At 71.8% G+C, this 12,132-nt stretch carries 9 protein-coding genes; 2 read left to right on the top strand and 7 right to left on the bottom strand.

The window, feature by feature from the left end; genetic code table 11:
• Positions 1 to 60: 60 nt before the first annotated feature.
• From HAV39_RS21505 to HAV39_RS21480, 6 genes are all read right to left on the bottom strand, one after another.
• Positions 61 to 1,026, bottom strand: a complete 966-nt coding sequence (locus tag HAV39_RS21505; RefSeq protein WP_191840976.1) for a gluconeogenesis factor YvcK family protein — start codon at positions 1,024 to 1,026, stop codon at positions 61 to 63.
• A 138-nt stretch (positions 1,027 to 1,164) separates the two neighbouring features.
• A complete protein-coding gene (gene rapZ / locus HAV39_RS21500; protein WP_120321355.1) occupies positions 1,165 to 2,013 on the bottom strand; it encodes an RNase adapter RapZ in 849 nt (282 codons plus the stop codon).
• A 233-nt stretch (positions 2,014 to 2,246) separates the two neighbouring features.
• Entirely contained in the window at positions 2,247 to 4,301 is a 2,055-nt protein-coding gene (gene uvrC / locus HAV39_RS21495; protein WP_191840975.1) for an excinuclease ABC subunit UvrC, read from the bottom strand.
• Between the two features lie 109 nt (positions 4,302 to 4,410).
• Positions 4,411 to 4,869: a Rieske (2Fe-2S) protein gene (locus HAV39_RS21490; RefSeq protein WP_120315992.1), complete on the bottom strand. Its 459-nt coding sequence runs from the start codon at positions 4,867 to 4,869 to the stop codon at positions 4,411 to 4,413.
• A 261-nt stretch (positions 4,870 to 5,130) separates the two neighbouring features.
• Positions 5,131 to 8,037, bottom strand: a complete 2,907-nt coding sequence (gene uvrA / locus HAV39_RS21485) for an excinuclease ABC subunit UvrA (RefSeq protein WP_191840974.1) — start codon at positions 8,035 to 8,037, stop codon at positions 5,131 to 5,133.
• Between the two features lie 365 nt (positions 8,038 to 8,402).
• Complete coding sequence (locus HAV39_RS21480; RefSeq protein ID WP_191840973.1) at positions 8,403 to 8,993, bottom strand: TetR/AcrR family transcriptional regulator; 591 nt, start codon at positions 8,991 to 8,993, stop codon at positions 8,403 to 8,405.
• Between the two features lie 112 nt (positions 8,994 to 9,105).
• On the opposite strand from HAV39_RS21480, the gene HAV39_RS21475 reads away from it, so the two are divergent.
• Both HAV39_RS21475 and HAV39_RS21470 read left to right on the top strand, forming a co-directional pair.
• Complete coding sequence (locus HAV39_RS21475; RefSeq protein ID WP_191840972.1) at positions 9,106 to 9,849, top strand: 3-oxoacyl-ACP reductase family protein; 744 nt, start codon at positions 9,106 to 9,108, stop codon at positions 9,847 to 9,849.
• 202 nt (positions 9,850 to 10,051) lie between these two features.
• Positions 10,052 to 10,717, top strand: a complete 666-nt coding sequence (locus tag HAV39_RS21470; protein WP_191840971.1) for a hypothetical protein — start codon at positions 10,052 to 10,054, stop codon at positions 10,715 to 10,717.
• Positions 10,718 to 10,909: 192 nt separating this feature from the next.
• On the opposite strand, the gene rsgA is transcribed toward HAV39_RS21470, so the two are convergent.
• A complete protein-coding gene (gene rsgA, locus HAV39_RS21465) occupies positions 10,910 to 11,968 on the bottom strand; it encodes a ribosome small subunit-dependent GTPase A (RefSeq protein WP_191840970.1) in 1,059 nt (352 codons plus the stop codon).
• Between the last annotated feature and the right edge of the window lie 164 nt (positions 11,969 to 12,132).

Here is a 12,132-nt window from a genome sequence, read left to right as displayed (position 1 = left end):
ACCTCGGGGCCGGTCGCGGCTGTGATTGCCTAATTGTGTCGTGCGCTTTGTCGTACGTGCTTAACGAGCGGTGCCCAAGAGTGGCACCAGTGCGCGGCCCAATCGGACCGGATCGTGTCGCGCGGTGCCGTCCTGGACGGCCACCGGAGCGATCGCGATGCGAGCACCGAGTGATTCTGCCGCATTCGCGACCGGTTCGGGGTCTCCCACGGCATTCCTGTCGACCAGAACAATATCGACCTTGAGGTCCGGGAGGTACCGACCCAGCGCGTCCAGGTGGTCGGGCAGCGACAGGCCGACCGTCTCCCGGTCCGCGGCAAGGTTCAGGGTGACCAACCGCCGCGCGGCGCTCCGCGTGACGGCAGCCGCCAGCTGCGGCACCAGCAGATGCGGGATGACGCTGGTGTACCAGCTGCCCGGCCCGAAGACCAGCCAGTCCGCGTCGGCGATCGCCGCCAGGGCCTGCGGGCAGGCGTCCGGCTCCGGCGGCTCCAGCCGCACCTGGAGCACCCGCCCCTGGGCGACCGCGACCTGGTGCTGGCCACGCACGGTGATCTGCCGCCCGTCGACGGCCAGGTCGGCCTCGATGCCCAGCGGCTTGTTGGACATGGGCAGCACCCGGCCCACCGCGCGCAGCATCGCGCCGACCTGGTCCAGCGCCGCCACCGGGTCGCCCAGCTGCTCCATCAGGCCGCACAGCACCACGTTGCCGACCGGGTGCCCGGCCAGCTCGTCGGCGCCGCCGAAGCGGTACTGCATGAGCCGGGCGGTGCGGTCGCTGAGATCGTCGTCGCCGGCCAGCGCGGCCAGCGCCTGACGCAGGTCACCCGGAGGGAGTACGTCGCGGCCCGCGCGGATGCGACCGCTGGAGCCGCCGTCGTCGGCCACGGTCACCACCGCGGTGATCTCCAGGGGCAGCCCGGTCGCGCGCAACGCGCGCAGGCTCGCGCTCAGCCCGTGCCCACCGCCGAACGCCACCACCCGGATCCGGTCGCCGCCTGCCTGCGGCGCGAACCCGATGCTCATGCCTGCTCCTCGCTGCGCTCGGCACAGGCACGTATCGAGCCCATGATTCGCTCGCCGAGCTCGCTCATGCCTGCTCCTCGCTGCGCTCGTCCGCGGTCCGACGCGGCGGCGCGACGATCGGCTCCCCGGCGCCGCTGCTCATTCGCGTCCCAGGTCGCGGTGCTGGGCGTGGGCGACCACACGCAGCTCGCGCAGGCGTTTGGCCAGCTCCTCGGCGATGGCGACGCTGCGGTGCTTGCCGCCGGTGCAGCCGACGGCCACGGTCAGGTAGCGCTTGCCCTCCCGTTCGAAGCCGGGCGCGGTCGCGGTCACCAGCCGGGCGTACGTCTCCACGAACGTGTTCGCCCCGCGCTGGCCCAGCACGTACCGGCTCACACCCTCGTCGCGACCGGTGTGCTCGCGCAGTTCGGGCACCCAGTACGGGTTGGGCAGGAAGCGGGCGTCGAGCACGAAGTCGGCGTCGGGCGGCAGCCCGTACTTGAAGCCGAAGGACAGCACGGTGACCCGCAGCCGCAGCGCCTCGGGGCTGGCGAACAGCTCCTCGACCCGGGCGCGCAGCTGGTTCACGTTCAGGTGGGACGTGTCGATCAGCACGTCGGCCTGCTCGCGGGCCTCGGCCAGCAGCGAGCGCTCGGCGGCGATGCCGTCGGACAGCCGGCCGTCGCCCTGCAGCGGGTGCGAGCGGCGCACGCTCTCGAACCGCCGGATCAGCACCTCGTCGTCGGCGTCGACGAAGACCACCCGCGGCGAGAAGCCCTTCTCGCGCAGGTCGCGGATGGCGCCCGCGAGGTCGGTGGAGAAGACGCGGCTGCGCACGTCGAGCACCATCGCGGTGTGCCGGGCCGCGCCGCCCGCCTTGGCGGCCAGCTCTGCCAGCTGCACCAGCAGCGCCTGGGGCAGGTTGTCGACCACGTAGTAGCCGACGTTCTCCAGCGCGCGGGCCACGGTGCTGCGGCCGCCGCCGGACACGCCGGTGACCACCACCAGGTTCGTGGCGGGGCCCTCGCCGGACTCCTCCGCGACCGTCCTGGGCTCGCCCTGCTGCTCGTCACGTTCGCCCGGCGTGCTGCGCCTGGCCGGTATGTCCACGCTCACGTGCGCCCCCACTGCTGTCGTCGCCGCCTGCCGGAGCGGCCGCCCGCGGACGGCCACCGGGTTCCAGCGAACCTCCGGTGGCGGGCGAGCACGTTGCCGCCGGATGTCGGCAACGAGAGAACATCCTAGCCAGGCGTGCCGGGTTCGTCCGCTGTGGCCAGCGTCGCACCCCGGACAGGCGCGGCCTGCGGCTGCGTCACCGGGGCGGCGGACGGCTCGCCCGGCTCTGGTTGATCCGAGGTCGGCGGCGTGCCGGGCGGGGCCGGCGGTGCCGCCCCGCTCTCCGGCACCGCCGGCTGCGGCGGCACGCCGAGGGCGGTGAGCACCGCCACGGCGGTGCGCGGGCCGATGCCGGGCACCTCGGCGATCTCCTCGACGCTAGCCGCCGAGAGCCGCTTCAGCGAGCCGAAGTGGCGCAGCAGCGCCTTGCGCCTGATGTCGCCCAGGCCCGGCACGCTGTCGAGGTCGGAGGCGGTCATCCGGGCGGAGCGCCGCTCGCGGTGGAAGCGGATGGCGAAGCGGTGCGCCTCGTCACGGACCCGCTGGAGCAGGTACAGACCCTCGGCGGTGCGGGGCAGGATGATCGGCATCGAGTCGTCGGGCAGCCAGACCTCCTCCAGCCGCTTGGCCAGCCCGCACACCGCCACGTCGGTGACACCGAGCTCGGTGAGCACCGCTGCCGCCGCGTTGACCTGCGGCGCGCCGCCGTCGACCACGACCAGCTGCGGTGGGTACGCGAACCGCCGGGGCCGCCCCGCGGCGGCCTCCTCGGTCGGGTCCACCGAGCCCTCCGCGAGATGGCGGGCGAACCGCCGCCGCATCACCTCGCTGATCGCCGACACGTCGTCGGTCGCGCCCTTGATGATGAACCGCCGGTAGTCGGCCTTCTTCGGCACGCCGTCCTCGAAGACCACCATGCTGGACACCACGTCGGTGCCCTGGATCTGCGAGATGTCGAAACACTCGATCCGCAGCGGGGCCGCGGCCAGCCCGAGCGCGTCCTCGATCTCCTCCAGGGCCTTGCTGCGCGCGGTGAGGTCGCCGGCGCGGCGCAGCTTGTGCTGGGCGAGCGCCTGCAGGGCGTTGCGGGCGACGGTCTCCATCAGCGTCTTCTTGTCGCCGCGCTGCGGCACCCGCATGCTGACCCGCGTGCCCCGGTGCTGCGACAGCCAGTCGGTCAGCGCGTCGGCGTCGGCGGGCAGCTCCGGCACGAGCAGCTCGCGGGGCACGTCGGACTCCCCGGTCTCGCCGCCGTAGATCTGCGTGCAGAAGTGGTGCACGAGGTCGCCGATGCTCAGCTCCTCGGTCTTGTCCACGATCCAGCCGCGCTGGCCGCGCACCCGCCCGTCCCGGACGTGGAAGACCTGCACCGCGGCTTCGAGGGGGTCGTCGGCGAAGGCGACCACGTCGGCGTCGGTGCCGTCGGACAGCACGATCGACTGCTTCTCCATGGCCCGGCGCAGCGCCACCAGGTCGTCGCGCAGCCGCGCGGCGCGCTCGTACTCCATCGCGGCCGACGCCTCCTGCATCTCCTTCTCCAGGCGGCGCTGCATGTTCTCGGTGCGCCCGGCCATGAAGTCGCAGAAGTCCTCGACGATGCCGCGGTGCTCGGCCGCGCTGACCCGGCCGACGCACGGCGCCGAGCACTTGCCGATGTCGCCGAGCAGGCACGGCCGGCCGATCTGGCCCGCCCGCTTGAACACGCCCGCCGAGCAGGTGCGCGCGGGGAAGATGCGCAGCAGCAGGTCGAGGGTCTCCCGGATGGCCCAGGCGTGCGAGTACGGCCCGAAGTAGCGCACGCCCTTGCGCTTGGCCCCGCGCATCACCAGCAGCCGCGGATACTCCTCGTCGAGGGTGACCGCGAGGTACGGGTACGACTTGTCGTCGCGGTACTTCACGTTGAAGCGGGGGTCGTATTCCTTGATCCAGGAATACTCCAGCTGCAGCGCCTCGACCTCGGTCCCGACCACGACCCAGTCCACGCCGGCGGCGGTGGTGACCATCTGCTGGGTGCGCTGGTGCAGCGTCCAGACGTCGGCGAAGTAGGAGTTCAGGCGGCTGCGCAGGCTCTTGGCCTTGCCCACGTAGATGATCCGGCCCTGGTCGTCGCGGAACCGGTACACACCCGGCGCGTCGGGAATCGTGCCCGGCGCGGGCCGGTACTGGGACGGATCAGCCACGTCGCCAAGCCTAGACGATCAGTCCGACAGGTCCCCGGGACGCGATCGGCCCCGGGCCGGCGCCCGGCCCCGGATCCACATGGGAGCCAGGGCCCGGCACCGCGAACGGTCAGGCGATCTTGATCTCGCCGTTCTCGACCTTGATCTCCTTCTTGTCCAGCGCACGGGGGGCGGGCGGGCTGATCACGGAGCCGTCGGTGATCGAGAACTCGCTGAAATGGCACTGGCACTTGATCTTGCCGGCCTCGACCTGGCTCACCGGGCAGGCCTGGTGCGTGCAGATGGCGCTGAAACCCACGTACTGACCCGCGGTCGGCTGGGTGACGACGACGCCCTGCTCCTTGAAGATCACCCCACCGCCGACCGGGATGTCCGCAGCCTTGCCCAGCACGGTGCCCGCGCCGACCGCCTGGCCGCCCGCCGGCGGACTCGCCGCCGCGCCGGTCGGCCCCGTGGTCGCGGGCGCCTCGGAGCCGCAGGCGGCGAGCAGGGCGCCGGCACCGACCGCGCCCGCGGAGGCCAGCAGGACCCGGCGCGAGGTCGCGCCGGACGTGGTCACGTCACTCATGAGGGGCCTTCCTAGGTGAGGGTTTCTCTGGATCAACCTAGCGGCCCGTTCTGAAATTTAACTGCGAGATCAACCATTTTTCTCGCCCACCGTCATTCAAGATCGCCAGACTTGCCCGGCACCTGGGCGAATCTTGAGCCCGCTTTCGCCCACCTGCCTGGCAAGTCGAGCGATCATGAACCGGCCACGCGCGCCCGGGCGGGCACGAGAAAGTCCCGGCGACCGCGGAGGTGGTCGCCGGGACGGGTCGTGCGGGCGGGGTCAGCCCACCGTGGCCTTGCTGCGGGACTTGCGGGCGCGGGGCGGGGTCACGGCGACGGCGGGGGCCTTGGCGAGCATGGGCGCCAGGAACTGGCCGGTGTAGCTCTCGGCGACGGCCGCGAGCTGCTCCGGGGTGCCGGTCGCGAGCACGCTGCCGCCGCGGTGCCCGCCCTCGGGACCCATGTCGATCAGATGGTCCGCGGACTTGATCACGTCGAGGTTGTGCTCGATGACGATCACCGTGTTGCCCTTGTCGACCAGCCCCTGCAGCACCAGCAGCAGCTTGCGGATGTCCTCGAAGTGCAGACCGGTGGTCGGCTCGTCGAGCACGTACACGGTGCGGCCGGTGGAGCGCTTCTGCAGCTCGGAGGCGAGCTTCACGCGCTGTGCCTCACCACCGGACAGGGTCGGCGCGCTCTGCCCCAGCCGCACGTAGCCCAGGCCGACGTCGACCAGCGTCTTGAGGTGGCGGTGGATCGCGGGGATGGCCTCGAAGAACTCGGCCCCCTCCTCGATCGGCATCTCCAGCACCTCGGCGATGGTCTTGCCCTTGTAGTGCACCTCCAGGGTCTCCCGGTTGTACCGGGCGCCCTTGCACACCTCGCACGGCACGTACACGTCGGGCAGGAAGTTCATCTCGATCTTGATGGTGCCGTCGCCGGCGCAGTTCTCGCAGCGCCCGCCCTTGACGTTGAACGAGAAGCGCCCCGGCCCGTAGCCGCGCACCTTCGCCTCGGTCGTCTCCGCGAACAGCTTGCGGATGTTGTCGAACACGCCCGTGTAGGTGGCCGGGTTCGACCGCGGGGTGCGCCCGATCGGCGACTGGTCCACACCGACGACCTTGTCCACGTGCTCCAGCCCGGTGACCCGGGTGTGCCGTCCCGGCACCATACGCGCCCCGTTGATCTGGTTCGCCAGCACCGTGTAGAGGATGTCGTTGACCAGCGTCGACTTGCCCGACCCGGACACGCCGGTGACCGCGATGAACTGCCCCAGCGGGAACGCCACCGACACGTTGCGCAGGTTGTGCTCCCGCGCGCCGACCACGGTCAGCTCGCGGCCCGGGTTCGCCGGCCGGCGGTGCGCCGGGGTCGCGATCTCCTTGCGGCCCGACAGGTACGCCCCCGTCACCGACTCCTCGTTGACCAGCAGCTTGTCGTACGTCCCGCTGTGCACGATGCGGCCGCCGTGCTCCCCCGCGCCCGGACCGATGTCGACGACCCAGTCGGCGGTGCGGATGGTGTCCTCGTCGTGCTCCACCACGATCAGGGTGTTGCCCAGGTCGCGCAGCCGCACCAGGGTCTCGATCAGCCGGTGGTTGTCCCGCTGGTGCAGGCCGATCGACGGCTCGTCCAGCACGTACAGCACGCCGACCAGGCCGGAGCCGATCTGCGTGGCGAGCCGGATGCGCTGGGCCTCACCGCCGGACAGCGAACCCGACGGCCGGTTCAGCGACAGGTAGTCCAGGCCCACGTCGACCAGGAAGCGCAGCCGCGCGTTGATCTCCTTGAGCACCCGCTCGGCGATGAAGCGCTGCCGGTCGTCCAGCTCCAGCCCGGCCAGCACCACCGCGGCCTCGCCCACCGACAGCGCGCACAGCTCGGCGATGTTGCGCCCGTCCAGGGTCACCGCCAGCACCTCGGGCTTGAGCCGGGTGCCCGCGCAGACCGAGCACGGCACCTCGCGCATGTAGCCCTCGTACTTCTCCCGCGACCACTCGCTCTCGGTGTCCGAGTGGCGGCGCTCCAGCCAGGGGATCACGCCCTCGAAGCCGGAGTAGTACGAGCGCTCGCGGCCGTACTTGTTGCGGTAGCGCACGTGCACCTGGTTCTCCGCGCCGTGCAGGATCAGCTTCTGCCCGCGTGCCGAGATGGCCCGCCACGGGGTGTCCATGTCGAAGCCGTTCTCCTCGCCGAGCGCCTCCAGCAGGCGGGAGAAGTACTCCTGGGTCTGCCCGCCGGCCCACGGGGAGATCGCGCCCTCGGCGAGGCTCTTCTCCGGGTCGGGCACGACCAGCTCGGCGTCGACCTCCTTCTTGGTGCCCAGGCCGGTGCACTCCGGGCAGGCGCCGTACGGCGAGTTGAAGGAGAAGACCCGCGGCTCCAGGTCCTCGATGCCGAGCTGGTGCTCGTTGGGGCAGGCCAGGTTCTCGGAGAACTTGCGCTCGCGGTGCTCGTCGTCCTCGGGCAGGTCCACGAAGTCCATGATCACGATGCCGCCGGCCAGGCCGAGCGCGGTCTCCACCGAGTCGGTGAGCCGCTGCTTCGAGCTCTCCTTGACGGCGAGGCGGTCGACGACCACCTCGATGTCGTGCTTCTTCTGCTTGGCCAGCTTCGGCACCTCGCCCAGCGGGTGCACCACGCCGTCGACGCGCACCCGGGCGAAGCCCTTGCTCTGCAGGTCGGAGAAGAGGTCGAGGTATTCGCCCTTGCGGCCGCGGATCACCGGCGCGAGCACCTGGAAGCGGGTGCCCTCGGCCATCGCGAGGACGCGGTCCACGATCTGCTGCGGGCTCTGCCGGCTGATCAGGTGACCGCAGACGGGGCAGTGCGGCTGGCCCACCCGGGCGAACAGCAGGCGGAGGTAGTCGTACACCTCGGTGATCGTGCCCACGGTCGAGCGCGGGTTGCGCGAGGTCGACTTCTGGTCGATGGAGACCGCCGGGCTCAGGCCCTCGATGAAGTCGACGTCGGGCTTGTCCATCTGACCCAGGAACTGCCGGGCGTACGACGACAGCGACTCGACATAACGCCGCTGGCCCTCCGCGAAGATCGTGTCGAAGGCGAGGCTCGACTTGCCGGAGCCGCTCAGCCCGGTGAACACGATCATCTTCTCGCGCGGCAGGTCCAGGCTCACGTCGCGCAGGTTGTGCTCGCGCGCCCCACGGATGATCAGTCGGTCGCTCACAGCAGGCTCTCCCCACACGGTCTTTCGGCGATGTCTTCAGGGCGGTCCGCCACGGCGAAGTCCCAGCTCAGCGGCATGGGTCAAGCAGCACGACACGCTCGGCACGCAGTGCAGTCGCGTGCCGTGGGCAACTCTAGCCCCGGCCTCCGACATTCTTGTTTCGCGCCACGAACACACGTGCTAACCCGGCGATTCGCGTGGTGCGCGTCACCCCTGGCCGTCGCCGTCGCCTCACGTTCAGCGCACCGGCGGCCGGCGGGGCAGATCACCCGTGAGGGTGAACAGCGCGGCCCCGGTGCCCGATTCCCCGTGGTGGCGCTCGCGGACCGGGTGGCCGTGGCGCCGCGGCACGGACGGCCGGCAGGTCACTCCCAGGGCAGCCGGTGCAGGGTCAGCTCGACGGTGCGCAGCAGCCGCCCGCGGTCCGCGCCACCCGCGGCCTCGACCGCGAGCCCTGAGGACAGCGCGAAGACGTAGCCCGCCGCCGCCCGTGGATCGACCGAGGCCGGCAGGTCGCCCTCGGCGCGTGCCCGCTCCAGGCGCGCGACCAGGAACTGCTCGCCCCGGTCGCGCCGCCCGGCCAGCTCCGCGCGGATGGACGCCGCGCCGTCGCCGGCGGCCAGCGCGCCGTGCACCAGCAGGCAGCCCGGCGGGGTGTCGGGGCCGGTGGTGGCCCGGGCCACGCCCTCCAGCCAGTGCCGGATCACCTCGCGCACGGTCGGTTCCTGGATCGCGTCGCGGGCGTACCTGAAGACCGAGTCCTCGTAGCGGTCGAGCACCTGCGCGAACAGCCCGGCCTTGGAGCCGAACGCGGCGTAGACACTGCCCGGCTTGAGCCCGGTCGCCGTGCTCAGGTCGGCCATGGTGGTGCCCTCGTAGCCCTTGGCCCAGAACACGTCGAGTGCGGAGCCGAGCACCCGGTCCAGGTCGAATTCGCGCGGCCTGCCGGCTGCCATCGCCTGCCTCCCCGAATTTCTTGAGTGAATGTTCAATATATCACGTTGCCGACCGCCCGCCGTGGTGAGATGTTGAATGAGCACTCAATAATTCGAGCGAAGGAGCGGGACGATGACACAGCAGCTGAACGGCAAGGTGGCCCTGGTGACCGGCGGATCGCGCGGGATCGGCGCGGGGATCGCCCGCCGGCTGGCCCGCGAGGGGGCCACCGTGGCCGTGACCTACCAGTCCTCGGCCGACGCGGCCGCGACCCTGGTCAAGGAGATCGAGGCCGAAGGCGGCACGGCGTACGCGGTGCGCGCGGACTCGGCCGACCGGGACGCGGTCCGCGGGGTGGTGGACGAGGTCGCGCGGCGGTCCGGGCGGCTCGACATCCTGGTCAACAACGCCGGAGTCACGGGGTTCGGGCCGATCGGCGAGCTGACCGACGAGGTGTTCGACCAGACCGTGGGCGTCAACCTGCACGCCGTGTTCCACGCCAGCCAGGCGGCGCTGCGCCACCTCGGCGAGGGCGGGCGCATCATCACCATCGGCAGCGTGAACGCCGACCGCATGCCGTTCCCCGGCGGCAGCCTGTACGCGCTGACCAAGGCCGGGGTCGCGGGCTTCACCCGGGGCCTGGCCCGCGAGGTCGGACCGCGCGGCATCACCGTCAACACGGTGCAGCCCGGCCCGGTCGACACCGACATGAACCCCGCCGACGGCCCGATGTCCGGCGCGCTGCTGCCCGCGCTCGCGGTCGGCCGCTACGGCACCGCCGACGAGGTCGCGGGCGCCGTCGCCTACCTGGCCGGCCCCGAAGCCGCCTACATCACCGGCGCGACCCTGGACGTCGACGGCGGCTTCCTCGCCTGACCACCGCGCCGCCTCCGGGCCGACCGGGCCGGGCCGCGTCGGCGATCGCTGTTTCGTGCCACGATCTGCGGTCCGACCGCACAAAGTGACACGAAACAGCGATCACCCGCGGTGGCGGCCCAAGCGCGTGGCTCGGCGACGGGGCGGGGTAGGCGGCTGGAGGGTGTGCAGAGAGTGTCAGTAGCGCATACCATTCGCGATCGTGACGGATCTGATCGACTCTCAGCTCACCGGCCGGCCCGGGACGCCGCAGCTCGACTGCGTGGTCTGCGGCCACGTGCCGGCGGCCGAGGTGAGCTTCTACCGTCATCTCGGCCTGGTGCTCTACGTGCGCTTCAACCGGATCCAGGGTCCGTTCTGCCGCGACTGCGGGCTGGCGAAGATGCGCGACGCCACCGCCGAGACGATCATCAGCGGGCTTTGGAGCCCGGTCTCGGTCGTGCTCGCGCCGCTGGCGATCGTCCGCAACCTGCTCGGCCGCCGTACCGTGCTCGCCCTGGACAAGCCGGTCCCCCGCCCGGGACAACCGGAGTCCAACCTGGCGCCGCTGCTGCCGACCCGCCCGGTGTTCCGCCGGTTCAAGGCCTGGTTCGCGCCCGCCGTCCTGGCCGCGGTGATCGCGGTCCTGACGCTGGTCGACCTCCCGTCGGCGGAGAAGCTGGACGTGGTGGGCGGCTGCGTCAAGTTCGACAACATCCTGCACGTCGACACCGCGGATTTCGTCCGCTGCGACGAGAAGCACGACGCGGTGATCACCAGCATCGAGAACAGCTGGCAGGACTGCGCCGACGGCTACGTCGAGAAGCTCTACCGCTACTACTGCCTCGCCCCCGCCGAAGGCGCACCCGCGCTCGTCAACGTGCCCTGAGCCCGCGCAGCTTCCCGAATCCGCACGATTCGCCTCACCGGTGCCGCGCACTTTCCCTGAAACTGCACGATTCACCCTGGCGATAGCTGCACTTTCCCCGAAACTGCACCGTACGGCGGCTCGGTGGCAGCGGTTTCCCCGAAATTGCACGACCGCACGCGCCGGCGCGTGCGGTCGTGGCGGGTGACGCGGTCAGCGGGAGCGGTAGTTCCAGTGGGCGGGGCGGCTGGCGGGGCCGCCCCGACCGGTGCGGCGGGCCCTGGCGCGGCGGGATTCGAAGGCGAGCTCGCGTTGCAGCTTGCACCAGCTCTCCCAGCGGCGCGCGGTCAACCCGCCGTCGGCCAGCTCGGCCCGCACGGCGCAGCCTGGCTCGCTGTCGTGCGCGCAGTCCTGGAAGCGGCACTTCTCGATGAGCGCGACGATGTCGGCGAACGTGCGGTCGAGGCCCTGCTCGCCGTCGAGCAGGCCGACGGCCCGGATGCCGGGCGTGTCCAGCACCGCCCCGCCGCCGGGCACCGGCACCAGCGCGCGGTACGTGGTGGTGTGCCGGCCCTTGCCGTCGACCCGGCGGATGGCCTGGGTCTGCATCACGGTCGCCCCGATCAGCGCGTTGACCAGGGTCGACTTGCCCGCCCCGGACGCGCCGACGAGGCCGAGGGTGCGGCCGTGGGCGACCAGGGGACGCAGCGCGTCCATGCCGGCGCCGGTTTCGGCGCTGACCGCGATCGCCTCCACGCCCGGGGCCAGCTCGGCCAGCTGGTCGGCCAGCGCCTGCGGGTCGGCGACCAGGTCGGCCTTGGTGATGATGAGCAGCGGCTGCGCGCCCGAGTCCCAGACGAGCGCGAGCAGGCGCTCGATGGTGGACGGCTCGGGCAGCGGGTCGGGTGAGGCGATCACCGCGGCGGTGTCGATGTTGGCGGCCAGCACCTGGCCGGTGGCGTCCTTGTCGGCGGTGCGGCGCACGATCGCGCTGCGCCGCGGCAGCACCGCCTCGATGGTGGTGCGGTTGTCCGGCCAGTGGCGCAGGGCCACCCAGTCACCGGCGCACGGCAGCGCGACCGGATCGGCCGCGGCCGCGATCATGGCGGGGCCGCCGAGGCCGGCGCGGGCCGTGCCGGTGCCGGTCAGCACCGTGCAGATGCCGCGGTCGGCGCGCACCACCCGGCCCGGCACGTGGTCCGGCCGGTCGAACAGGGGGTACGCGGAAGCGAAGTGGTCGTCCCAGCCCAGGGACGACAGGGAGACTGTCATCGGATTCCTTGTCATGGATGCGCGAGCGAAACGGGGGGTCACGCCATCCGGGAGGGTGGCGTGCTGGATACCTCGACAGACATGGCGCCACCTCCCTCGAAGTCATCGTGGCGAGCTGTCCTCACCTTCGCCATCACGGTACGCGGGCCGCCAGGGCCGGGCCA

It is taken from the genome of Catellatospora chokoriensis (assembly GCF_011297315.1).
Classification (GTDB): Bacteria; Actinomycetota; Actinomycetes; order Mycobacteriales; family Micromonosporaceae; genus Catellatospora; species Catellatospora citrea.
This window is presented reverse-complemented; position numbering and strand designations above follow the sequence as displayed.